The organism is Pseudomonas sp. C8002 (assembly GCF_013385765.1).
Classification (GTDB): domain Bacteria; phylum Pseudomonadota; class Gammaproteobacteria; order Pseudomonadales; family Pseudomonadaceae; genus Aquipseudomonas.
Genome location: NZ_JACAPJ010000011.1, coordinates 119,923 through 144,932, shown reverse-complemented (window position 1 = coordinate 144,932; position 25,010 = coordinate 119,923). Strand labels below are relative to the sequence as shown.

The 25,010-nt window shown below is 59.3% G+C and carries 19 protein-coding genes and 2 tRNA genes; 9 read left to right on the top strand and 12 right to left on the bottom strand.

The annotated features are described in order from the left end of the window. Positions 1-492 precede the first annotated feature (492 nt). The 9 genes from HX814_RS17585 (at position 493) to HX814_RS17545 (ending at position 13,390) form a co-directional block, all read left to right on the top strand. Complete coding sequence (locus tag HX814_RS17585) at positions 493-1,899, top strand: polynucleotide adenylyltransferase PcnB (protein ID WP_003212161.1); 1,407 nt, start codon at positions 493-495, stop codon at positions 1,897-1,899. 4 nt (positions 1,900-1,903) lie between these two features. After that, positions 1,904-2,392 carry a 2-amino-4-hydroxy-6-hydroxymethyldihydropteridine diphosphokinase gene (gene folK / locus HX814_RS17580; RefSeq protein ID WP_087693395.1) on the top strand — a complete coding sequence of 163 codons (489 nt, stop codon included), beginning with the start codon at positions 1,904-1,906 and terminating at the stop codon, positions 2,390-2,392. A 348-nt stretch (positions 2,393-2,740) separates the two neighbouring features. Further along, on the top strand, positions 2,741-3,541 hold the full coding sequence (gene panB / locus HX814_RS17575; protein ID WP_102368085.1) for a 3-methyl-2-oxobutanoate hydroxymethyltransferase: 801 nt from the start codon (positions 2,741-2,743) through the stop codon (positions 3,539-3,541). Next, the gene (gene panC, locus HX814_RS17570) at positions 3,538-4,389 is read left to right on the top strand and encodes a pantoate--beta-alanine ligase (protein WP_003212166.1); all 852 of its coding nucleotides are present in this window, start codon (positions 3,538-3,540) and stop codon (positions 4,387-4,389) included. The genes panB and panC overlap by 4 nt, the downstream gene beginning before the upstream one ends. A gap of 225 nt (positions 4,390-4,614) precedes the next feature. Further along, positions 4,615-6,279, top strand: a complete 1,665-nt coding sequence (pgi, locus tag HX814_RS17565; RefSeq protein ID WP_003212168.1) for a glucose-6-phosphate isomerase — start codon at positions 4,615-4,617, stop codon at positions 6,277-6,279. A 183-nt stretch (positions 6,280-6,462) separates the two neighbouring features. Next, positions 6,463-8,400 (top strand): acetate--CoA ligase, encoded by a 1,938-nt coding sequence (gene acs, locus HX814_RS17560; RefSeq protein WP_177009213.1) that lies wholly within the window; start codon positions 6,463-6,465, stop codon positions 8,398-8,400. Between the two features lie 6 nt (positions 8,401-8,406). After that, complete coding sequence (locus HX814_RS17555) at positions 8,407-9,282, top strand: oxygenase MpaB family protein (RefSeq protein WP_177009214.1); 876 nt, start codon at positions 8,407-8,409, stop codon at positions 9,280-9,282. A gap of 43 nt (positions 9,283-9,325) precedes the next feature. Next, a complete protein-coding gene (locus tag HX814_RS17550) occupies positions 9,326-10,342 on the top strand; it encodes a class I SAM-dependent rRNA methyltransferase (RefSeq protein ID WP_102368082.1) in 1,017 nt (338 codons plus the stop codon). A gap of 108 nt (positions 10,343-10,450) precedes the next feature. Beyond that, positions 10,451-13,390 (top strand): DUF748 domain-containing protein, encoded by a 2,940-nt coding sequence (locus HX814_RS17545; RefSeq protein ID WP_177009215.1) that lies wholly within the window; start codon positions 10,451-10,453, stop codon positions 13,388-13,390. Positions 13,391-13,720: 330 nt separating this feature from the next. On the opposite strand, the gene HX814_RS17540 is transcribed toward HX814_RS17545, so the two are convergent. The 12 genes from HX814_RS17540 to tpiA form a co-directional block, all read right to left on the bottom strand. Then, a complete protein-coding gene (locus HX814_RS17540) occupies positions 13,721-14,341 on the bottom strand; it encodes a BON domain-containing protein (RefSeq protein ID WP_003212178.1) in 621 nt (206 codons plus the stop codon). 295 nt (positions 14,342-14,636) lie between these two features. Continuing rightward, the gene (gene pnp / locus HX814_RS17535; RefSeq protein ID WP_003212180.1) at positions 14,637-16,742 is read right to left on the bottom strand and encodes a polyribonucleotide nucleotidyltransferase; all 2,106 of its coding nucleotides are present in this window, start codon (positions 16,740-16,742) and stop codon (positions 14,637-14,639) included. Positions 16,743-16,936: 194 nt separating this feature from the next. Next, positions 16,937-17,206, bottom strand: coding sequence for a 30S ribosomal protein S15 (rpsO, locus tag HX814_RS17530; RefSeq protein ID WP_003177875.1), 270 nt, complete (start codon positions 17,204-17,206; stop codon positions 16,937-16,939). 159 nt (positions 17,207-17,365) lie between these two features. Next, positions 17,366-18,283 carry a tRNA pseudouridine(55) synthase TruB gene (gene truB / locus HX814_RS17525; protein WP_003212182.1) on the bottom strand — a complete coding sequence of 306 codons (918 nt, stop codon included), beginning with the start codon at positions 18,281-18,283 and terminating at the stop codon, positions 17,366-17,368. A gap of 3 nt (positions 18,284-18,286) precedes the next feature. After that, positions 18,287-18,688 carry a 30S ribosome-binding factor RbfA gene (rbfA, locus tag HX814_RS17520; RefSeq protein ID WP_003212184.1) on the bottom strand — a complete coding sequence of 134 codons (402 nt, stop codon included), beginning with the start codon at positions 18,686-18,688 and terminating at the stop codon, positions 18,287-18,289. Positions 18,689-18,847: 159 nt separating this feature from the next. Then, positions 18,848-21,370: a translation initiation factor IF-2 gene (gene infB / locus HX814_RS17515; RefSeq protein ID WP_003212186.1), complete on the bottom strand. Its 2,523-nt coding sequence runs from the start codon at positions 21,368-21,370 to the stop codon at positions 18,848-18,850. 27 nt (positions 21,371-21,397) lie between these two features. Further along, positions 21,398-22,879: a transcription termination factor NusA gene (gene nusA, locus HX814_RS17510; RefSeq protein ID WP_003212187.1), complete on the bottom strand. Its 1,482-nt coding sequence runs from the start codon at positions 22,877-22,879 to the stop codon at positions 21,398-21,400. A gap of 47 nt (positions 22,880-22,926) precedes the next feature. Beyond that, positions 22,927-23,385 (bottom strand): ribosome maturation factor RimP, encoded by a 459-nt coding sequence (rimP, locus tag HX814_RS17505; protein WP_003235029.1) that lies wholly within the window; start codon positions 23,383-23,385, stop codon positions 22,927-22,929. Positions 23,386-23,525: 140 nt separating this feature from the next. Continuing rightward, a tRNA-Met gene (locus HX814_RS17500) sits at positions 23,526-23,602 on the bottom strand. A gap of 96 nt (positions 23,603-23,698) precedes the next feature. Further along, a tRNA-Leu gene (locus HX814_RS17495) sits at positions 23,699-23,784 on the bottom strand. A gap of 21 nt (positions 23,785-23,805) precedes the next feature. Continuing rightward, positions 23,806-24,189, bottom strand: coding sequence for a preprotein translocase subunit SecG (gene secG / locus HX814_RS17490; protein ID WP_026078118.1), 384 nt, complete (start codon positions 24,187-24,189; stop codon positions 23,806-23,808). Between the two features lie 4 nt (positions 24,190-24,193). Continuing rightward, complete coding sequence (gene tpiA / locus HX814_RS17485) at positions 24,194-24,949, bottom strand: triose-phosphate isomerase (RefSeq protein WP_008436843.1); 756 nt, start codon at positions 24,947-24,949, stop codon at positions 24,194-24,196. Positions 24,950-25,010 lie beyond the last annotated feature (61 nt).

The window sequence follows — 25,010 nt, the reverse complement described above, 5'->3', positions numbered from 1 at the left end:
AAGACAATAAAAATAAGACGAATCGACTCACGCATAACAAAAACAACACGGCGGAGGCGCAGCTAACTGATTCTTTTGGAGAGGCGTTGCATTTGGGGCTTGCCCCGCAACCAGGCCGAGAACAACAAAAACTGCCCTAAGGCAGAGCCTGAACTGGTTGGATCGTAGATCAGCAACACAGCGACCAAAGCAATCCGTTTGCTCTTGGCTCCCGATTGGGAGTGTCATGAAGGTGAAGCTTCATGGCGAGGGCGATCAACAAAAACAAGAAGCCCGAAACCAATAATAAAAATAGAGCACGCAACTACTTCTGGGGGAGCTTCGGCTCCCCTTGTAGTTTCTGCGATTTGGCACTTGCCACCCTTCTTTTAAGCTTCTGGCTCAAGCCTTGCAGCTAGTTCCTACACCATCCCCTGACTAAATGCTAGAATCCCGGCCCATCATGCGGTCATTCTTCGTTATGGCCGAACATTCCTTCAAACAGTGCATCCCATGCTGAAGAAGTTGTTCCAGTCATTCCGTTCTCCCTTGCGTCGTACGCAACACAAACGCAGCACGCCTGAAGTGCTCAATAGCAGCCAGCATTCGCTGCAACGCGCCCAGTTCAGCCGTTATGCGGTGAACATCGTCGAACGTTTGCAGAACGCCGGCTACCAGGCCTACCTGGTTGGCGGTTGCGTGCGCGACATGTTGCTCAATATCACTCCCAAGGATTTCGACGTCGCCACCAGCGCCACGCCGGAACAAGTGCGTGCCGAATTCCGCAATGCGCGGATCATCGGCCGGCGCTTCAAGTTGGTGCACATCCACTTTGGTCGCGAGATCATCGAGGTCGCGACCTTCCGCGCCAACCATCCGCAAAACGATGAAGAAGAAGACACTAACCAGTCTTCCCGCAACGAAAGCGGGCGCATCCTGCGGGACAACGTCTACGGCACCCTGGAAGAAGACGCGCAACGCCGCGACTTCACCATCAATGCCCTGTATTACGACCCGGTCAGCGAGCGCATTCTCGATTACGCCAATGGCGTACACGACATCCGCAACAACCTGCTGCGCCTGATCGGCGACCCGACGCAACGCTACCAGGAAGACCCGGTGCGCATGCTGCGGGCCGTGCGTTTCGCCGCCAAGCTGAACTTCGGCATCGAGAAGCACACGGCCGCGCCGATTCGCGACCTGGCGCCGATGCTGCGGGAAATTCCCTCGGCCCGGTTGTTCGAAGAGGTGCTCAAGCTGTTCCTCTCCGGCTATGCTGCCGACACCTTCGAAATGCTGGTAGACCTGCAGTTGTTCGACCCCCTGTTCCCGGCCAGCGCCGAAGCACTGGAGTACAACCCGACCTACACCCACACGCTGATCAGCGAAGCCTTGATCAACACCGACCTGCGCATCAAGCAGAACAAACCGGTAACCCCGGCGTTCCTGTTTGCCGCCCTGTTGTGGCCAGCGCTTCCAAAACGCGTCATGCGCTTGCAAGACCGTGGCATGCCGGCAATTCCGGCCATGCAGGAAGCCGCTCACGAGCTGATCGCCGAGCAATGCCAGCGCATCGCCATCCCGAAACGCTTCACCATGCCGATCCGCGAGATCTGGGACATGCAGGAGCGCCTGCCACGCCGCAGCGGCAAACGCGCCGACCTGCTGCTGGACAACCCGCGCTTCCGTGCCGGCTATGACTTCCTGCTGCTGCGCGAAAGCGCCGGCGAGCAGACCGACGGCCTGGGCGAATGGTGGACCGACTACCAGGACGCCAACGACAGCCAGCGCCGCGAGATGATCAAAGAGCTCAGCAGCAAAGGCGAAGCCACCGGCGATGGCCCGAAAAAACGTCGCCGCAGCAGTGGCAGCAAGCGCAAACGCAGCGCTGGCGATTCATCGAGCGCGTCGGGCGAGTAAGCACGTGGAACGTATCTACGTCGGCATGGGCAGCAACCTGGCTGCCCCTGAACAACAATTGCGCGACGCCATCGAGGCCCTCGCGCAATTGCCGGACACCACGCTGGCGGGCGTCTCCGCCTTCTATCAAAGTGATTCCCTGCTCCCGGGCCAGCCGCGCTATACCAATGCGGTCGCGGCCCTGGACAGCGCCCTGGCACCACTGGAACTGCTCGATGCGCTGCAAGCCATCGAGAATGACCAGGGCCGCGAGCGTCTTGAGCGTTGGGGCCCGCGCACCCTGGACCTGGATGTCCTGGTGTTTGGCGACCGGCTGATCGATGAGCCGCGCCTGAAGGTGCCGCACTATCAAATGCACCTGCGTGCATTCGTGCTTTACCCGCTGGCAGAACTGGCCCCGGCCAGCCTGCAACTGGCCGATGGCCGCCTGCTCGGCGACCTGCTGGATGCCTGCCCGTTTGTCGGCCTGGAACGCCTGCCTTCAAACCTGTAGGAGCGAGCTTGCTCGCGAAAAACCTGAGAACACCGCTGGGCGCCAGGCTTCCCGCGTCATCATTGACGACCTTCGCGAGCAAGCTCGCTCCTGCATTTACTACGCATCATTTACTGCTGAATCGCATCAGTAACAGCGGTAACACCATCGCCGTAACAATGCGGTAACACATCCAATTGACTTCCAGAGTCCTCCTCACGACTATAGGCGTCCCGCTGCCGCCTACCCGGCGCTAAAGGGCGCAATCCAGGCCTTATAAGCACTGATCCTTAAGAAAGTGCGCCTGTATAAACGAAGACTCACGCGCGTTACTCGCTGTTTCCAAGCGCCTGAATGAGGACCCTTTTCATGCCAAACGTTACCCTGAGCACCTTGCAGAGCCTCAAGCTCAAAGGTGAAAAGATCACCATGCTGACCTGCTACGACGCCACTTTTGCCCAGGCCAGCAGCCAGGCAGGAGTTGAAGTGTTGCTGGTGGGGGACTCCCTGGGCATGGTTCTACAAGGGAATGACAGCACCCTGCCCGTCACCAACGATGAAATCGCTTACCACACGGCCTGCGTCAAGCGCGGCAACGAAGGCGCCTTCATCATTGCCGACCTGCCCTTCATGGCCGATGCCACCATCGAACAGACACTGACCAACAGTGCTCAACTGATGCGTGCCGGTGCACACATGATCAAGGTTGAAGGTGCCGCCTGGCTCGCCGAGTCGATTCGTTTGCTGGCTGAACGCGGCGTACCGGTTTGCGCGCACATGGGCCTGACGCCACAGTCGGTGAATATCCTCGGCGGCTACAAGGTACAAGGCCGCGGCGAAGCCCAGGCGCGCCAGATGCGGGCCGATGCCATCGCCCTTGAACAGGCCGGTGCGTGCATGATTCTGCTCGAATGCGTGCCAAGCGAGCTGGCAGCGGAAATCACCCAGGCCGTTAAAGTACCGGTGATCGGTATCGGCGCCGGTTCTGCCACAGACGGCCAGGTATTGGTACTGCATGACATGCTGGGCCTGTCCCTTACCGGCCGCGTACCCAAGTTCGTGAAGAACTTCATGGCGGGCCAGGACAGCATCCAATCAGCCCTCGCCGCCTATGTCAGCGAAGTCAAAGCCATCACCTTCCCGGGCGCCGAACACGGATTCTCCGCATGAACACCGTCAAGACCGTGCGCGAACTGCGCGCCGCCGTCACCCATGCCCGCAGTGCGGGCAAGCGCATCGGCTTCGTGCCCACCATGGGCAACCTGCACAGCGGCCATGCCACGCTGGTCACCAAGGCTGCGCAACAAGCGGACTTCGTGGTGGCGAGCATTTTCGTCAACCCGCTGCAATTTGGCGCCGGCGAAGACCTGGACAAATACCCGCGCACCCTGGCGGCTGACCAGGAAAAGCTGCTTCAAGCCGGTTGCAACCTGTTGTTCGCCCCGACCGTCGAGGAGATGTACCCCGACGGCATGGCCGGCCAGACTCGCGTCAGCGTGCCGCAACTGTCCGAAGGCCTGTGCGGCGCCAGCCGGCCCGGGCATTTTGAAGGCGTGGCCACGGTGGTCAGCAAGCTGTTCAACATGGTCCAGCCGGACCTGGCGATCTTTGGCCAGAAGGACTACCAGCAACTGGCGGTGATTCGCGCCATGGTCCATGACCTGAACATGCCGATCCAGATTATCGGCGAGCCGACCGTGCGCGCCGACGACGGCCTCGCGCTGTCGTCGCGCAATGGTTACCTCACCGACGAGCAGCGCGCGATCGCACCGGTGCTGTACCGCAGCCTCAGCCAGATCGCCGCAGCCATTGAAGCGGGCGACCGCGACTTCGCCAAACTGCGCGCCGCACAGGTCCAGCAGATCGAAGCGGCAGGTTTTCGCATGGACTACCTGGAGGTTCGCCAGGGCCTGCACCTGCGTCCGGCCACCGCCGAAGACAAAGACCTGGTGATCCTGGTCGCCGCCTACCTGGGCGCCACCCGGCTGATCGACAACCTGCATCTGCACCTGAACTGACCCCGCCGCACACCCCGCCTGTTGCACTGCCTGATCGGCCGGTATAAAAAAGTACCGGCCACAGCGCAGACAAAGCCAAGACAGATCGACACGCTAGGTTTAATGTATTCGCCCTACGCTCTTCGTTGGCGTTGACCGGAGCCTGTCATCTTCACAAAGACAGGACATTCCCGGCTTTCAAGTGTCCTAAAAGCAGTCCCAGCAATAAAAAGGAAACCCGCAGCGATGGCGTACTACCGCACTCCTCATGACGTTACCGCTCTGCCCGCCTGGCAAGCGCTCAATCAACATCGCCAAGCCATGCAGGATTTCAGCATGCGCGAAGCCTTTAATGCCGATCCCCAGCGCTTTACCCAGTTCACCTTGAGCAGCTGCGGACTTTTCCTCGATTACTCGAAAAACCTGATCACCAGCGAAACCCGCGACCTGCTGGTAGGCCTGGCCAAGGAAGTCGACCTTCAGGGCGCGATCAAGTCGCTGTTCAACGGCGAGCCGGTCAACTCTTCCGAAGGTCGCCCGGCGCTGCACACCGCGCTGCGCCGCCCAGTGGGTGACAAACTGTCGGTCAACGGCGTGAACATCATGCCGGACGTGCACAAGGTGCTGAACCAGATCACTGACCTGGTCGGCCGCATCCACGACGGCCTGTGGCGTGGCTACACCGAGAAGCCGATCACCGACGTGGTGAACATCGGTATCGGTGGCTCGTTCCTCGGCCCGGAGCTGGTGTCTGAAGCGCTGTTGTCCTACGCCCACAAAGGCGTGCGCTGCCATTACCTGGCAAACATCGACGGCAGCGAGTTCCACGAGCTGACCATGAAGCTGCGCGCCGAGACCACGCTGTTCATCGTCTCGTCAAAATCCTTCAACACCCTCGAAACCCTGAAAAACGCCCAGGCCGCCCGCGCCTGGTACCTGGCCCAGGGTGGCTCGGAAGCCGAGCTGTATCGCCACTTCATCGCCGTATCGAGCAACAATGCGGCGGCCGTGGCCTTCGGTATCCGCGAAGAGAACATTTTCCCGATGTGGGACTGGGTGGGCGGTCGTTACTCGCTGTGGTCGGCCATCGGCCTGCCCATCGCGCTGGCCATCGGCATGTCCAACTTCAAGGAACTGCTGTCCGGCGCCTACACCATGGACCAGCATTTCCAGACCGCTCCATTCGAGGCGAACATGCCGGTGCTGCTCGGCCTGCTGGGCGTGTGGTACGGCAACTTCTGGGGCGCGCAGAGCCACGCAATCCTGCCGTACGATCACTACCTGCGTAACATCACCAAGCACCTGCAACAGCTGGACATGGAATCCAACGGCAAGAGCGTGCGCCAGGACGGTACGCCGGTTTCCACCGACACCGGCCCGGTTATCTGGGGCGGCGTAGGCTGCAACGGCCAGCATGCTTACCACCAGCTGCTGCACCAGGGCACCCAACTGATCCCGGCCGACTTCATCGTGCCGATCGTCAGCTTCAACCCGGTTTCCGACCACCATCAGTGGCTGTACGCCAACTGCCTGTCCCAGAGCCAGGCCCTGATGCTCGGCAAGACCCGCGCCGAGGCTGAAGCCGAGCTGCGCGACAAGGGCATGGACGAAGCCGAAGTGCAGAAGCTGGCACCGCACAAGGTGATCCCGGGCAACCGTCCGAGCAACACCATTGTGGTTGAACGCATCAGCCCTCGCCGTCTTGGCGCACTGGTCGCGATGTATGAGCATAAAGTGTTCGTGCAAAGCGTCATCTGGGGCATCAACGCGTTCGACCAGTGGGGCGTGGAGTTGGGCAAGGAGCTGGGCAAAGGCGTCTACAACCGCCTGACCGGCACCGAAGAACAGCCTGCGGACGACGCGTCCACCCAAGGGTTGATCAACTACTTCCGCGGCCGTCACCGCGGTTGATGGTATCAGCACTACAATGAGGGTCTGAACCTGCGGGAGCGGACCCTTGTAGGAGCTGGCTTGCCAGCGTGCAAACACCTCGGTGAAACTCAATACCGAGGTGATGCAATCGCTGGCAAGCCAGCTCCTACGAGGGTCGCAAAGCTCCCCTCTTGTCGCAAAAAACAAGAATAAGGATCCCTCATGTTCGATATCACCACGTTCCCCACCGCCGATGCCGTCCGCCGGGCTGCGCAACTCAGTCAAGAGGACTACCAGCGCCTCTACCGCCAATCCGTCGAGCAACCCGATACGTTCTGGGCCGAACAGGCCAAGCGTTTTCTCGACTGGAGCACGCCCTGGCAGACCGTCCAGAAATCCGACATCAAGACCGGCTCCGCGCAATGGTTTGCCGGAGGCCAACTGAATGTCAGTTACAACTGCATCGACCGTCACCTCGCGCAACGCGCTGATCAGCCCGCCTTCATCTGGGAGGGCGATGATCCTGCGACGTCTTCCAAAATTACCTACCGCCAGCTCCACCAAAACGTCAGCCGCCTGGCCAACGTGCTGAAAAGCCGTGGCGTAAAGAAAGGCGACCGCGTGTGTATCTACATGCCGATGATTCCCGAGGCGGCCTACGCGATGCTGGCCTGTACGCGGATCGGTGCGGTACATTCGGTGGTGTTTGGCGGATTCTCGCCGGACGCCCTGCGCGACCGCATTCTCGACGCCGATTGCCGCACGGTGATCACCGCCGATGAAGGCGTGCGCGGCGGCAAGCCGGTGGCGCTGAAACAGAATGTCGACAAGGCCCTGGCCAGTTGCCCGGGTGTCAGCACGGTACTGGTGGTGCAGCGCACTGGCGCGGCAGTCAATTGGACTGAAGGGCGCGACCTCAAGTATCAACAGGCCCTGAATGCAGCCAGCGACGACTGCCCGCCCGAGCCGATGGATGCGGAAGACCCGCTGTTTATCCTCTACACCTCCGGCAGCACCGGCAAACCCAAAGGTGTGTTGCACACCACCGGCGGTTACCTGCTGCAAGCGGCGATGACCTTCAAGTACGTGCTCGATTACCGCGACGGCGAAGTGTTCTGGTGCACCGCCGATGTCGGTTGGGTCACCGGCCACAGCTATATCGTGTACGGGCCACTGGCCAATGGTGCGACCTCGCTGATGTTCGAAGGCGTGCCGAGCTACCCGGACAGCTCGCGGTTCTGGCAGGTGATCGACAAACACAAGGTCAACATCTTCTACACCGCGCCGACCGCGTTACGCGCGCTGATGCGGGAAGGCCACGGGCCACTGGAAAACACTTCCCGCGCCAGCCTGCGCCTGCTGGGCAGTGTCGGCGAGCCAATCAACCCGGAAGCCTGGGACTGGTACTTCAATGCCGTGGGCGAACAACGCTGCCCGATTGTCGACACCTGGTGGCAGACCGAAACCGGCGGCATCATGCTCAGCCCGCTGGTCAGCGCCCAGCGCATCAAGCCCGGCTGCGCCACCCAGCCGATGTTTGGCGTAGTGCCGGTGCTGCTTGATGAGCAAGGCAAGGAAATCAGTGGCGCCGGCAGCGGCGTGCTGGCGATCAAATCCAGCTGGCCAGGGCAGATCCGCAGCGTGTACGGCGACCCTCAGCGGATGATCGACACCTATTTCAAACCCTACCCCGGCTACTACTTTACCGGCGACGGCGCGCGGCGCGACGAGGACGGTGACTACTGGATCACCGGCCGCATCGACGACGTGATCAACGTTTCCGGGCACCGCATCGGCACCGCCGAAGTCGAAAGCGCCCTGGTGCTGCATGATCAGGTCGCAGAAGCCGCGGTGGTCGGTTATCCACACGACGTAAAAGGCCAGGGCATCTATGCCTTCGTCACGCCCATGAATGGCGTCGAGCCCGACGACGCGCTGAAAAAACACCTGCTGGACCTGGTCAGCAAGGAAATCGGCAGCTTCGCCAAGCCCGAGCTGATTCAATGGGCGCCGGCCTTGCCGAAAACCCGCTCAGGCAAGATCATGCGGCGGATCCTGCGCAAGATTGCCTGCAACGAGCTGGACAGCCTGGGGGATACTTCCACCCTCGCCGACCCGAGCGTGGTGGATGGCCTGATCGACAAGCGCCTCAACCGCTAGGAACCCATGGAATTCATTCGCAGCCGCATCGAAAACCAGCTGATGAGCCTGACCGGCTTGTCGCTGGGCCAACTCGACCTGGAGAACCCCAAGGGCGATCCGGGTCTCTTTGGGCCGAACTCGGTGAGCTGGAAGGTCCATGGCGACTTCAGCAGCATGTTGATCGGCGGCATCAGCGCGTTGATGTTGCAGGCATTGCACCCGCTGGCGTTGGCCGGCGTGTGGGACCACTCGAACTTTCGGCAGGACATGCTGGGGCGGTTACGACGCACCTCGCAGTTCATTTCCGGCACCACGTTTGGTTCGCGGCGTGACGCCGAATGGCTGATCGAGAAAGTGCGCACCATTCACCTGCAAGTGGTCGGCCATGCACCGGACGGCCGACCGTATGCCGCCAGTGATCCCGAGTTGCTGACCTGGGTGCATGTGGCGGAGGTCAGCAACTTTCTCGCGGCCCACCTGCGTTATCGCAACCCGGATTTATCTGCGAGGGATCAAGACCGGTACTACAGCGAAATCGCCCTGGTGGCCGAGCAATTGGGCGCGCGCCATGTGCCGCGTTCGCGCCAGGAAATTTCCGATTACCTTGAGCGTATCCGCCCGCAACTGCTGTGTGACCAGCGCAGCGACGAAGTCCTGCGCCTGCTGCTCAATGCGCCGTCTCCGAGCACCCTGGCCAAGCCGTTTGGCTCGCTGATGATGCAGGCCGGTATCGACCTGCTGCCGGACTGGGCCAGCGACATGCTCGGGCAGAAGCAAAGCCCGATCCAGCGCCAGATGATTCGTGCCGGGGTCAGGCGCAGCGCGCCGTTGTTGCGCTGGGCCATGCGCAATGGTTCGGTGCAGCGGGCCCACAGGCGAATGGGCCTGCTAGAGCCATAACTGTTAAACTCCCGCGCCCCAATTACTCTGCAAGGCGCGCACTATGTCTTCCTTGAATCAGGCGCTGCGCGCCGCCCTCGATCATCGCCAGGACCTGCTCGCCGAGTTGCATGCACAAGGTACCGATTGCTATCGCCTGTTCCACGGCAGCCAGGAAGGCGCCGGCGGCCTGACGATCGACCGCTACGGCCCGCAACTGCTGGTGCAGAGTTTTCACCAGTCGCTGGAAAGCGACGACCTGTTGCACCTGCATCAAGCAATCAACCAGCACCTGGGGCTTGAACTGCTGCTGGTCTACAACGACCGCTCCCGGGGCAACTCGCGCATCGACCGTGAAGACACGGTGTACCGCGCCGAGCCCGCAGCCCTGGAAGACCTGGTCGGCCACGAATGGGGCCTCAATTACCGCGTGCGCGGCCGCCATGCCGGGCAAGACCCGCTGTTGTTCCTGGACCTGCGCAACACCCGTGGCTGGGTCAAGGCACACAGCGCCGGCAAAAGCGTGCTGAACCTGTTTGCCTACACCTGCGGCGTAGGCCTGAGCGCCGCTGCCGGTGGCGCTCGTGAGGTGTGCAACCTGGACTTTGCCGAGGGCAACCTGGCGGTCGGTCGCGAAAACGGCCAGCTCAACCCGCAATTGCCGACGATGGAATTCATCCAGTCCGACTACTTCCCGGCAATCCGCCAGCTGGCCGGCCTGCCCATCAGCCAGCGTCGGGGGCAGAAGCTGCCGAGTTACCCGCGCCTGGAGCAGCGTCAATACGATCTGGTACTGCTCGACCCCCCCGCCTGGGCCAAGAGCGCCTTCGGCACGGTCGACCTGCTGCGCGACTACCAGAGCCTGCTCAAGCCGGCGCTGCTGGCCACGGCCGACAACGGCGTGCTGATCTGCTGCAACAACCTGGCGAAAGTCGGCATGGACGACTGGCGTGACCAGGTCCTGCGCTGCGCGGAAAAGGCCGGGCGCCCGGTGCGCGACTGGCAGGTCATGACACCCGGCGCAGACTTCCCGTCCCACGACCAGCAACCACCGCTGAAGACCCTGATCCTGCAACTGTAGGACTTGTCCCAAAAGGGTCAGGGCGCAGTAATAAAGGCCCGGCTCTTCGGAACCGTAAACCCGTGCCATACTCCAAGGCACTCTTGATTGACATAGATGGCGTCACATATGCCCAAAGGATTGATTCGCGCCGCTGGCGCCTTGCTGACCGCCCTTGCCCTGTACAGCTTGCTGGGCTTCCTGATTCTCCCCGGCATTGCCCTTCGCGTGGCCAACCAACAGTTGGCCAACTACGCCACGGTGCCGGCGCGTGTCGAGCGTATCGAGCTCAACCCGTTCAGCCTCGAACTGACCGTGTGGGGCCTGAATATCGGTGAGCCGGGCAAGGAGCAAGTGGCCTTTGAACGCCTCTATGCCAACCTGCAGATCGACAGCCTGTGGACCCGCGCCCTGCACCTGGCCGACGTACAACTCGACAAGCCCAAGACCGAGCTGCTGTTCGACAAATCCGGCCAGCTCAACCTGGCGCAGCTGTTCAAACTCCCGGCCAGCGAACCGACACCAACCGATCCAAACGCCAAGCCATTCCCGCTGCGCATCGATAACATCAAGCTGGCAGGCGGCTATGTGCACTTCCAGGATTTGCGCCCGAGCGAGCCGATCGAGTTTCTCTACGACAAACTCGATTTCGAGCTGAAAAACCTCAGCACGCTGCCCGATGACAACGCCGACATGACCCTGGTGGCAGCCGGCCCTGAAGGCGGCCAGATCGACTGGACCGGTAACTTCAGCCTGATCCCGATCGCCTCCGAGGGCAAACTCAAGGTTACCGACGGCAAGATGAAAGTCTGGTGGCCGTATGTGCGTGACGCGGTGCCGCTGGTTCTGGAAGACGGCATCCTCAACTTCAGCACCGACTACAAGCTGAGCCTGGCCAAGGAAACCGAGCTGAACCTGACCAACGTCGCCCTGAGTGTCGCGCCGTTTGCGATCAAGGCACCGGATGGCCGGCCGCTCGCGCGCCTGCAGAAGCTGGACGTCAGCGAAACCACCGTGGACCTGGCCAAACAGCAAGTGATCGTCGGCAAGATCCGCAGTAATAAACTCGAAACCTGGGCCGCCCTTGAAGCCGACGGCCAGTTGGACTGGCAGAAGCTGTTTGCCAGCCATCCGAGCAAACCTGCAACTGCACCCGCAGCCGAGCCAGCCACCGCACCCGCTACCGCCGACTCGCCAAAACCTGCACCGGCAGCGCCGAGCAAGCCTTGGCAAGTGCTGCTCAAGGACGTGCAACTGCGCGACTATCAAGTGCATCTGGCTGACCGCTCGGCCAAACCGGCAGTCGCCCTGGAAGTCGGGCCGCTGAACCTTGACCTGCAGGGTTTCGACAGCCTTAACCAAAGCCCTTTTACCCTCAAGCTCGATACCGGCGTAGGCAAACAAGGCAAGCTCGAGGCGACCGGCCAGGTCAACCTGAGCCCGGTCAGCGCCAAGCTGAAAGTGGACACCAAAGACATCGACCTGCGCGTCGCCCAGTCCTATATCAGCCCATTTATCCGCCTGGAACTGCGTAGCGGCATGCTCGGCAGCAACCTCGACGTGAACCTGAAAAGCACCGACCCCCTGGCATTCCAGGTGACCGGCCGGGCCCAGGTCGACCAGTTGCACACCCTGGACACCATGAAGACCCGCGACTTCCTCAAGTGGCAGCGCCTGGTGCTGGAAGGCGTGAATTATCAACATGGCGACAGCCTGTCGATCGACAAGGTCAACCTGTTGCAGCCCTATGCGCGCTTCATGATCAACGATGACCGCACCACCAACATCGATGACCTGCTGATCCCGCAGCCGGCCAACAGCCCCGGCAAGTCCGCGGCGAAACCTGCGGCCAGCAAAGAGAAGCCCCTGGGCATTCATATTGGTCAAATTGCGATCAACGACGGCTCGGCCAACTTCGCCGACTTCAGCCTGACCCCGAACTTCGCCACGGCCATCCAGCAGCTCAACGGCCAGATCGGCACCATTGACAGTCGCCAGGCCAAACCGGCGAGCGTCGACGTCAAGGGCAAGGTTGACCGTTATGCACCGGTCACCATCAAGGGCAGCGTGAATCCGTTTGACCCGATGGCCGCACTGGATATCGCCACCAGCTTCAAACGCGTCGAACTGACCACCCTGACGCCATACTCGGGCAAGTTTGCCGGGTTCCGCATCCGCAAGGGTCGGCTCAACCTTGACCTGCATTACGTCATCACCAAGGGCCAGTTGAAGGCCGAAAACAAGGTGGTGGTCGAGCAACTGCAACTGGGTGAGAAGGTCGACAGCGCCGACGCCGTGGACCTGCCGATTCGCCTGGCGATAGCCCTGCTCAAGGACTCCGACGGCAAGATCTCGATCGAACTGCCGGTGACCGGCGACTTGAACAACCCGCAGTTCAGCGTCATGCCGATTGTCTGGCAGACCCTGCGCAACCTGGTAGTGCGTGCGGCCACGGCGCCATTCAAGTTCATTGGCGGCCTGATCAGCGGTGGTGGTGCTCAAGACCTTGGCAACGTGTCGTTTGCCGCAGGCTCCAGCGAGCTGAGCAAGGATTCCCAGTCGGCCCTCGACAGCCTGGCCAAAGCCCTCAAGGAGCGCCCTGCGCTGCGCCTGGAGATCGAAGGCACCGCCGCTGCCAGCAGTGACGGCCCGCTTTTGGCCGCACAACGGCTGGAACGCGAATACCAGTACAACTACTACAAGATCCTCCAGCGCCGTGGCGACAAGGTGCCGGCCCAGGCGTCGCTGCTTGAAGTACCGGAAAAGGAAAAGGCGCCGCTGCTGGAAGGCATCTACCGCACCCGCCTGAAACAACAGCCTCCGGCCGAATGGAAAGACCTGAGCAATGACGAGCGCACCGCCAAGCTGCGGGACGGTGTGATCAAGTTCTGGAGTGGCAGTGACGTGTTGCTGCGCCAACTGGGCCAGGACCGCGCCAGCGCGATCAAGGACTACCTGGTAGACAAGGCGCAGCTGGAAGATGAGCGGGTTTACTTTATCGATGCAAACCTTGGGGAAGCGGAGAAAGATGGTCGGGTGGTAACACCGATGCATCTGGATGCCGAATAAACCGGCACCCGCTGAGTACCTGTGGCGAGGGGGCTTGTCCCCCGTTGGGCTGCGTAGCGGCCCCAATGAGGGCGTCGCGGTCATTCAGGCGGATCACCGTCGTCATACCAAGGGGCCGCTACGCAGCCCAACGGGGGCAAGCCCCCTCGCCACAAGAGCCTCGCTGACCTCCCCACTTTTCTACCCACAATAGAACAGGCCCCGACACAAGTGCCGGGGCCTGTAATGACCACATCCGTGTGGTCGGTCGCATGAACCTGTGAGGTGCATTGAGCGGATATCTAACTCGCTCGTGGCCGCCTCCGCCTAGCTCAGGCGATTCGTTAAGCGTTACTCTGCTTTCAGGCCGTCGGCCGATACAGCTTTAACGCCTTTGATTTTCTTAGTGATGTTCACCGCGGTGGTTTTCTGCGCTTCAGTCACTGCGACGGTCGACGACAGGGAAACTACACCTTTGTTGGTTTCGACTTTGATGTCGGTGCCAGGAATACCTTTCTCGGTTACCAGGTCAGCTTTCACTTTGGTGGTGATCCAAGTGTCCGAGGTGGACTCTTTGGCACCAGCAGCTGCGCTTTTGGTTTTGTCGACGTTATCAGCCTTGGTAGCGCCGCCAGCCATCAGGCCGTCAGCCGAAACTGCGGTTACGCCTTTGATTTTCTTGGTGATCGCTACAGCAGTAGCTTTCTGAGCGTCAGAGATAGCAACTGTCGAGGACAGGGAAACCACACCTTTGTTGGTCTCAACCTTAATGTCCGAACCAGGAATACCTTTCTCGGTCAGCAGGTCAGCTTTGACTTTGGTGGTGATCCAGGTATCCGAAGTGGACTCTTTAGCCTTGGTGACTTCACCGGCCGCCAGCGTCATAGGGGCTTGGGAAGTCTGAGCAAAGGCTACGTTAGCACCCATGGCCAGGGTCAGAGCGGTAGCAGTAGCGAGAGCGAACTTCTTCATACGAGTAACTCCTGTTTTATTAAAAGTCTGCAGTACGTAAACCTTGATGCTGCAGCGTTAACAGGGATATTGCAGACAGTGTGCCAACTCGACGCGGCCAATTAAATCCTTATAAAACAATACGTTATGAAAACAGGTGATTTTCGGAATCGTGCAACTTGCATGAAGACGAACGTGCCTGCATGCAAGTTGCGGCTTTTGGGGTATGGCTAAACGCCTGATTTCGCGACAGTTTCCCGCAGGCATAAAAAAAGGACTCCGAAGAGTCCTTTTTCAGCTTGCAGCGACGGGGTGATTAAACGCCCGAAGCCTTGGCTGCTGCTACGTCCTTGATGGACAGCTTGATACGGCCGCGGTTGTCCACGTCCAGTACCAGCACTTCCACTTCCTGGCCTTCTTTCAGGATGTCGGTCACTTTCTCAACGCGAGCGTCGCTCAGCATGGAGATGTGAACCAGACCGTCCTTGCCCGGCAGGATGTTGACGAATGCGCCGAAGTCGACGATGCGCTCAACCTTACCGACGTAGATCTTGCCGATTTCGGCTTCAGCAGTGATACCCAGGACGCGCTGACGTGCCGCTTCAGCCGCTTCCTTGGTTTCGCCGAAGATCTTGATCGAGCCGTCGTCTTCGATGTCGATCGAAGCCTTGGTCTCTTCACAGATCGCACGAATGGTCGCGCCGCCTTTACCGATAACATCACGGATTTTGTCGGTGTCGATTTTCATCGCGATCATGGTCGGAGCATTTTCCGACAGTTCGGTACGGGACTGGCCAATGATCTGGTTCATCTGACCGAGGATGTTCAGGCGCGCTTCCAGGGCTTGGCCCAGAGCGATTTCCATGATTTCTTCGGTGATGCCCTTGATCTTGATGTCCATCTGCAGCGCGGTAACACCTTTGGCGGTACCGGCTACTTTGAAGTCCATGTCGCCCAGGTGGTCTTCGTCGCCCAGGATGTCGGTCAGGATGGCGAACTTCTCGCCTTCTTTAACCAGGCCCATGGCGATACCGGCAACCGGTGCCTTCATCGGAACGCCGGCATCCATCAGAGCCAGGGAAGCGCCGCAGACCGAAGCCATGGAGCTGGAACCGTTGGACTCGGTGATTTCCGACACAACACGAATGGTGTACGGGAACACGTCGGCGGCAGGCAACATGGCTGCAATCGAACGACGGGCCAGACGGCCGTGACCGATTTCGCGACGACCAGCACCACCCATGCGACCACACTCACCTACCGAGAATGGAGGGAAGTTGTAGTGCAGCATGAACGGGTCTTTTTTCTCGCCTTCCAGGGTGTCCAGCAGCTGTGCGTCACGGGCAGTACCCAGTGTTGCAACAACCAGGGCCTGGGTTTCACCACGGGTGAACAGGGCCGAACCGTGGGTTTTTGGCAGAACGCCGACTTCGATGTTCAGCGGACGTACGGTGCGGGTGTCGCGGCCGTCGATACGTGGCTTGCCGTTAACGATGTTTTCGCGAACGGTGCGGTATTCGATTTCGCCGAAGGCTGCTTTGACTTCGCTGGAAGAAGGCTGGCCTTCTTCACCGGACAGCTTGGCAACAACCTGGTCCTTCAACTCACCCAGGCGAGCGTAACGGTCGGCCTTGATGGTGATGGTGTAGGCGTCGGAGATAGCGGTGCCGAACTCGGAGCGGATAGCGCCCAGCAGTGCGGTAGCTTCTGGCTGAGGAGCCCAGGTCCAGGTTGGCTTGGCAGCTTCAGCGGCCAGTTCCTTGACAGCGTTGATCACAACCTGGAACTCGTCGTGAGCAAACAGTACAGCGCCCAGCATCTGGTCTTCGGTCAGCTCTTTGGCTTCCGATTCAACCATCAACACGGCTTCCGAAGTACCGGCAACGACCATGTCCAGGCTCGAAGCTTTCTGCTGTTCGTAAGTCGGGTTCAGCAGGTAGCCGGTGCTTTCGTGGAATGCAACACGGGCAGCGCCGATCGGGCCATCGAAAGGAATACCGGAGATGGCCAGGGCCGCCGAGGTACCGATCATCGCAGCGATGTCCGGATCGGTCTTCTTGCTGGTGGAAACGACGGTGCAGACAACCTGCACTTCGTTCATGAAGCCTTCTGGGAACAGCGGACGGATCGGACGGTCGATCAGTCGGGAAGTCAGGGTTTCTTTCTCGGAAGGACGGCCTTCACGCTTGAAGAAACCACCAGGGATCTTACCGGCAGCGTAAGTCTTTTCCTGGTAGTGAACGGAAAGAGGGAAGAAGCCTTTGCTTGGGTCAGCGGTCTTGGCGCCTACAACGGTCACCAATACGGTGACGTCGTCGTCAACGGTAACCAGCACTGCGCCGGAGGCTTGACGGGCGATACGGCCTGTCTCGAGGGTAACGGTCGACTGACCGAACTGGAATTTTTTGATAACCGGGTTCACGGTGTCCTACCTTCTTTGTGGCTCTTGGGGAACTTGTCTTCTTGCGAAATTCTTGGGCAATGTCGGGAATCGGCCCAACGCCTGTCCAGGGTAAAACGTGTATCCAGATAAAACTTGAGGCTGGAAGCCTGCCATGGGCCAGCGGGAAACCCACTGACACACGACAGCCAACCAACCTCTAGCGCAATCGCTTATTAGCGACGCAGACCCAGGCGACCGATCAGAGTCTGATAACGACCCAGATCCTTGCCTTTCAGGTAGTCCAGCAGCTTACGGCGCTGGTTTACCATGCGGATCAGACCACGACGGGAGTGGTGATCTTTACCGTTGGCCTTGAAGTGACCTTGCAGCTTGTTGATGTTGTGGGTCAGCAGTGCAACTTGCACTTCTGGCGAACCAGTGTCACCAACAGCTTGCTGATAGTCAGCAACGATTTGTGCTTTTTCTTGAACGTCGAGAGCCATGAGGCAATCCTTTTTTCAGGAAACCACCCAAAGGGCAGTTTCAACAGGCCAGGGACAAATCCCTGTATCTAAAAATGAGTAGTGACCATGCCTGCTAACAGCCACCCTCGTTCCAGTTTGAGTAAAAGCTACTGCGCTTTTACCACAAACTGGTTTCGGTCATTCTGACCGAATCAGTCGACGCGGCGCGATGCGCCCGTCTTCGCTCACTTCACCGATACCGATAAAGCGACCGTTGTGATCTTGTACCCGCACCATGCCGAACTTCGGGGCATCCGGTGCACGTACCGGCTGGCCGTTAAGCCAGTAGAACGCGCTGTGCTCCGAGAAGTGCAGCAATGGCCAATCCAGTAAACCGCTGTCCGATGGCATCAGGAAGCGATCAACCGCTTCGTTGCCGCCTTCGGCATGCACTGCTTCCAGCTCTTCCAGCGTGACCGTCTGGGCCAGGGTGAAAGGGCCTGCCTGGGTGCGTCGCAGTTCTGCAACGTATGCGCCACAGCCTAGTTGCTCACCGATATCTTCCACGAGGGTGCGGATATAGGTGCCTTTGCTGCAGTCCACCGCCAACCGGGCAGTGTCGCCTTCAGCGGCGAGCAATTCCAAGCGCGCAATAGTAACAGAACGCGGTTCGCGCTCCACCACTTCCCCTGCACGTGCCAGCTTGTATAGAGGCTGGCCATCACGCTTGAGAGCCGAGTACATCGGCGGTATCTGACTGATTTGCCCACGAAAAGCAGGTAAGGCAGCTTCGATATCAGCACGACCAACGGTCACCTCGCGAACCTGCAAAACATCACCTTCGGCGTCTGCCGTGGTGGTGGTCTTGCCCAGTTGCATCAGGGTCTCGTAGCCCTTGTCGGAATCGAGCAGGTATTGCGAAAACTTGGTGGCCTCGCCGAAGCACAACGGCAACACGCCGGTGGCCAAGGGGTCGAGGCTGCCGGTGTGCCCTGCCTTCTCGGCATTGAGCAGCCAGCGAACCTTCTGCAACGCCGCATTGGAGGTAAAACCAATGGGCTTGTCGAGCAGAATGATGCCGCTGACATTACGACGGATACGTTTGACCTGAGCCACCGATTACTCCTTGGCGTCTTCAGGCGTGGCGGATTCCGGGTGCTGATTGTCTTCAGCCACGGCCCGCTCGATCAGTGCCGACAGGTGCGCGCCACGCACGACACTTTCGTCGTAGTGGAAGTGCAACTGAGGAACGCTGCGCAGCTTCATTTCACGGGCCAACTGCATACGCAGGAAACCTGCGGCGGAGTTGAGCACCTTGATGCTTTGCGCGATTTCTTCGCTGTTGTCCTGGCCCATCACGGTGATGAAGATCTTGGCGTGACCAACGTCACGGCTGACTTCAACGGCGGTGATGGTGACCAGGCCAACACGTGGGTCTTTTACTTCACGACGGATCAGCTGTGCCAGCTCACGCTGCATCTGATCGCCGATACGTTGGGTACGGCTGTATTCTTTTGCCATGTCTTGTTACCTGTTGCTGCCACACGGTGAAACCCGTGGGGTCTGAAAGCGGCAAACGCCCGGCCTGACAAAAGCCAGACCGGGCGTTGCGTTTAGAGTCCGGACACAGCGCCAGGCATTTGCATGCCCGGGCGCTGCGTGGCCCTTGAAGTACGCGAGTTAGAGGCTGCGAGCAACCTGGACCTTCTCGTAGACTTCGATCTTGTCACCCGCCTTGACGTCGTTGTAGCTCTTGACGCCAATACCGCATTCCATGCCGGCACGTACTTCGGAAGCGTCATCCTTGAAGCGGCGCAGGGATTCCAGCTCGCCTTCGAAGATAACGATGTCTTCACGCAGTACACGGATTGGACGGTTACGGTGCACAACACCTTCGATAACCATGCAACCGGCGATCGCGCCGAATTTCGGCGAGCGGAACACGTCACGCACCTCGGCCACACCCAGGATGTTCTCCCGGACGTCGCTGCCAAGCATGCCGGTGAGGGCTTTCTTGACGTCTTCGATGATGTCGTAGATGACGTTGTAGTAACGCATGTCCAGGCCTTCCTGCTCGACGATCTTCCGTGCGCCAGCATCGGCACGCACGTTGAAGCCGAACAGTACAGCGTTGGAGGCCAGCGCCAGGTTGGCATCGGATTCGGTGATACCACCGACACCGCCGCCGACCACACGCACTTGCACTTCGTCGTTACCCAGGCCATTCAAGGCGCCGTTCAACGCTTCGAGGGAACCACGAACGTCAGATTTGAGGACGATGTTAAGCGTCTTCTTCTCTGCCTGGCCCATGTTCTCGAAGATGTTTTCCAGCTTGCCGGCGTGAGCACGGGCCAGCTTGACTTCGCGGAACTTGCCTTGACGGAACAGAGCCACTTCACGGGCTTTCTTCTCGTCCGACAGCACGCTCATCTCGTCGCCAGCGTCCGGGGTACCGTCCAGGCCGAGGATCTCGACAGGGATGGAAGGACCGGCTTCCTTGATTGGCTTGCCGTTCTCGTCGAGCATGGCACGTACACGGCCATAGTTCGAACCGACCAGGACCATGTCGCCTTGGCGCAGGGTACCGTCTTGAACCAGAACGGTTGCAACCGGGCCACGACCCTTGTCGAGACGCGATTCAACCACAACACCACGACCCGGGGCCGATGGAGTTGCTTTCAGTTCGAGAACTTCGGCTTGCAGCAGGACAGCTTCGAGCAGTTCGTCTACACCGGTACCGACTTTCGCCGAAACCGAAACGAATGGCGTATCACCGCCCCACTCTTCGGAAGTCACGCCGTGAACCGACAGTTCGCTACGGATGCGATCGAGATCGGCGCCCGGCTTGTCGATTTTGTTCACTGCAACAACCAGAGGAACACCAGCGGCTTTAGCGTGCTGGACAGCTTCAATGGTCTGCGGCATTACGCCGTCGTCCGCTGCAACTACCAGGATCACGATGTCAGTCGCCTTGGCACCACGGGCACGCATGGCGGTAAACGCGGCGTGACCAGGGGTGTCGAGGAAGGTGACCATGCCGCGTTCGGTTTCAACGTGGTATGCACCGATGTGCTGGGTGATGCCGCCGGCTTCGCCTGCAGCTACCTTGGCACGACGGATATAGTCGAGCAGCGAGGTCTTACCATGGTCAACGTGGCCCATTACGGTCACGACTGGCGCACGGGAGAACGTCTCGCCTTCAAACTTCAGGGACTCGGCCAGGGAATCTTCCAGGGCGGTGTCGCTGACCAGGGTCACTTTGTGGCCCAGCTCTTCAGCAACCAGTTGGGCAGTTTCCTGGTCCAGTACCTGGTTGATGGTCGCTGGGGTACCCAGTTTGAACATGAACTTGATGATTTCAGCAGCCTTGACCGACATCTGATTGGCGAGGTCGCCAACAGTGATGGTCTCGCCGATCTGCACATCACGCACGACAGGGCCGGTTGGGCTCTGGAAACCGTGGGCGTTGCGCTTCTTCAGCTTGGCCTTGCCGCGACCACCGCGACGGAAGCTGTCGCTTTCTTCGTCGGTAGTACGTGGGGCAACGCGTGGCGCTGGCGCCTTCTCTTTGACCGAAGCACGATGTGGAGCGTTTTTGCGCTCACCATCGCCACTGCCACGACGATTGTTATCGTCGGCACGTGGTTTGTCCGGGCGGCGAGGTTCTTCGCGTTTGCGAGCGTCGGCTGCAGGAGCTGGCGCGGCGGCAACCGGAGCGGCCTCACGAACAGCTTCAACAGGCGCGCTAGGCGCAGCAACGGCCTCAGTGTTAGCAGGTTGCGCAGCAGCAGGCTGGCGACGCGCTTCTTCTTCGGCGCGACGCTTGGCTTCTTCTTCAGCCTTCTGACGAGCAGCATTTTCTACTGCGCGACGTTCTTCCAGTTCGCGTTTGCGCTCGGCTTCGATTTCTTCCGGGCTGCGCTGTACGAAGACTTTCTTCTTGCGTACTTCAACGCTGATGCTCTTGCTGCCAGCAACACGCAGGGTGCTGGTGGTTTTGCGCTGCAATGTAATCTTGCGCGGTTCTTCCACTTTCGCCTTGTGGCTGCTCTTCAAGTGAGTCAGCAAAGACTGCTTCTCACTATCGCTCACACCTTCATCGGCGGCGGTGTGCGGCAGACCTGCCTCACGCATCTGCTGCAACAGGCGCTCTACCGGTGTTTTGACCTCATCGGCCAGTTGTTTCACCGTGACTTGCGTCATGCACTTCTCTCCTCAGGCCGCGCCTAATTACTCGAACCAATGGGCTCGGGCGGCCATGATCAACTTGCCGGCACGATCATCGTCAATGCCGTCGATGTCGAGCAGGTCGTCAATAGACTGCTCGGCCAGGTCTTCGCGGGTAATTACGCCGCGCACCGCCAGTTCCATCGCCAAATCCTTGTCCATACCCTCAAGCGAGAGCAGGTCTTCGGCCGGATGGGCGTCTGCCAGCTTTTCCTCAGTAGCGATGGCTTTAGTCAACAAACGATCCTTGGCCCGAGCGCGAAGCTCGTTGACGGTGTCTTCGTCAAAGCCGTCGATGTTGAGCATTTCTTCCAACGGTACGTAGGCAATCTCTTCCAGGCTGGTGAAGCCTTCATCTACCAGCACCTGTGCCAGGTCTTCGTCGACTTCCAGCTCGTCGATGAAGTTGCGCAGGATGTCACCGGTTTCTGCTTGCTGCTTAGCCTGGATGTCCGATTCGGTCATCACGTTCAGGGTCCAGCCGGTCAACTGGCTGGCCAAACGTACGTTCTGACCACCGCGACCGATGGCCTGAGCCAGATTGTCTGCGCCAACGGCGATGTCCATTGCATGGGCATCCTCGTCAACGATAATTGCCGCCACTTCAGCAGGCGACATTGCGTTGATCACGAACTGCGCAGGGTTATCGTCCCACAGGACGATGTCCACACGCTCACCGCCCAATTCGCCCGACACTGCCTGGACGCGCGAACCGCGCATACCAATGCAAGCGCCTTGCGGGTCGATGCGTTTGTCCTTGGAGCGGACCGCGATCTTGGCGCGTGAACCCGGATCGCGGGACGCAGCCATGACTTCGATCAGGCCTTCGGCAATTTCCGGCACTTCGATGCGGAACAGCTCGATCAGCATTTCCGGCGCGGTACGCGACAGGATCAACTGAGGGCCGCGGTTCTCGGTGCGGATTTCCTTGAGCAGCGCACGCAAGCGCACGCCAACCCGGAAAGTTTCGCGGGAAATGATGTCTTCGCGGGCCAGCAACGCTTCAGCGTTGTTACCCAGGTCGACGATCACGTTGTCGCGGGTGACTTTTTTCACGGTGCCGGAGATGATTTCCCCCAGGCGCTCGCGATAAGCGTCAACGACTTGAGCGCGCTCGGCTTCGCGGACCTTCTGCACGATGACTTGCTTGGCAGTCTGTGCAGCGATGCGGCCGAACTCGATGGATTCGATCTTTTCTTCGACGACATCACCGACCTGGGCGCCCGGATGCGTTTCAGCAACCTTGCTCGGCCAGGTTTCGATGGCCGGATCATCAAGATCGGCTTCTTCGACGACCGTCCAGCGACGGAAAGTCTCGTAGGCACCGGTGTGGCGGTTGATTTCCACACGCAGATCAACTTCGTCTTCAAAACGCTTTTTGGTAGCAGTGGCCAGGGCCAGCTCCAGCGCTTCAAAAATCACGTTTGCCGGTACGCCCTTTTCATTGGATACCGACTCAACAACCAGCAGTACTTCTTTGCTCATCGTACGCCTCGCCTTTCGCAAGCCATTGGATCCGCGGGATCCGCGTCTCAGTCAAAACTGGGAATAATGTTGGCCTTGTCGATCATATCGATCGGCAACAGGAACTCATGGTCTTCTACCTGCACCACGACGTCCTGCTCTTCTACACCGCGCAGAAGGCCCTGAAAGTTGCGTCGCCCTTCAAAGGGAGAGCGCAGCTTGATCTTCACTTGTTCACCGGCAAATTTTGCAAACTGATCAATAGTGAACAGTGGGCGTTCCATGCCAGGCGAGGAAACTTCGAGGGTGTATTCAACGGAGATCGGATCTTCAACATCCAGGACACCGCTGATCTGACGGCTGACAATGGCACAATCGTCCACCAGCACGCCGCCCTCTTTATCGATATAAACGCGCAACATTGAGTGGCGACCTTGAGCCGAAAACTCAATACCCCAGCATTCATAGCCTAGGGCCACGACCACCGGGGCCAACAAGGCCTGCAACTCTTCTAGCTTGCTCGACACCTGAACCCCCTCGTGCATGTATGTGCATGCTGTGCAAAATAAAAAAATGGGCGAAACGCCCATCCTTGAAACGCCGTCGAACAGCGGCGTTGAAAGTGTCCAGCTAACAAAAAGCCCCTTAAAAGGGGCTCCGCTAAAACTGGTTGCGGGGGCCGGATTTGAACCGACGACCTTCGGGTTATGAGCCCGACGAGCTACCAGACTGCTCCACCCCGCGACAAAGCTGGGGCGGAAGTATACGACCGATCCCTTACAGGGTCAATGTAACCTTCCACCTACAAGAAAGCCCGCAACAGCGGGCTCTCCTGATAATTGGTACCGAGAAGGGGACTCGAACCCCTACACCCTATGGGCACAACCACCTCAAGGTTGCGTGTCTACCAATTCCACCACCTCGGCAATACAGCGTTTACAACCTTCTTACTTCTGCTCTTGAGCTGGAGGTACGTCAGTCGCTGGGGTAGCCGACTTTTGCTCTTGAAGCACCGGGACATCATCAGAAGCCGGTTTTGCTTTTGGTACTTCCAACACTGCTGGGTTTGGGAGACCTACTTGAGTCAGCACATGAGCTTTCTCTTTAGCAAAGTAACCTAACCCCAAGCTGGTTATGAAGAAACCGGCGGCAAGTATAGCAGTAAACTTACTAAGAAAGGTAGAGGAACCTTGGCTTCCGAACACAGTATTTGAAGCACCTGCCCCGAAAGACGCACCAGCGTCCGCACCTTTACCCTGCTGCAGCAAAACCAGAGCAACTACGCCCAGTGCACCCAGCAGATGAAAAACAACGATGACTGTTTCCAGCATTTTTTCAGTTTCCCGCGGCGCGACAGATCGCACCGAACTCATCTGCATTCAGGGAAGCTCCACCAATGAGCCCCCCATCGATATCCGGCATGCCGAACAGTTCGACCGCATTGGCCGCCTTCACGCTGCCGCCGTATAGAAGCCGCACACCTCGTGCGACCTCAGAATTCTCTGCCGCCAACTGCGCGCGGATGGCTGCGTGCACATCCTGCGCCTGTTGCGGCGAAGCAGTCAGCCCGGTGCCAATGGCCCAGACCGGCTCGTAAGCAATTACTGCATTTGCAAAGGCACCGACTCCCAGCTCCTCGATGATGCTGCCCAGCTGACGCCCGACAACCTCAAGAGTTTTACCGGACTCACGCTGCTCAAGGGTCTCCCCTATGCACAACACCGGAACCAAGCCGCAAGCCTGTGCCGCCGCGAATTTGCGATTGAGTGTCCCATCACGCTCGCCCATGATCTGGCGGCGCTCGGAGTGCCCAACAAGCACCAGGGAGCAACCCGCATCAACCAGCTGACTCGGTGCAATCTCACCGGTCAACGCACCTTGCATGGATTCCACCGCAGAGTTCTGCGCGCCGACCTGGATCGACTTGCCTTTCAAGCCATCAATCACTTGATTGATATACAAGCAAGGCGGGAATACCGCGACATCAACACCGCCAGGCAAGGCCAAATGACGAAGGCCATTGATCAGCTCAGCGACACTGGCGCGGGTACCGTGCATCTTCCAGTTACCAGCTACCATAGTGCGACGCATGCTGTACCTCGTCGGTCAAAGTGGGCGCAGATGTTACCCAACCACATCATCACTGGCAAGC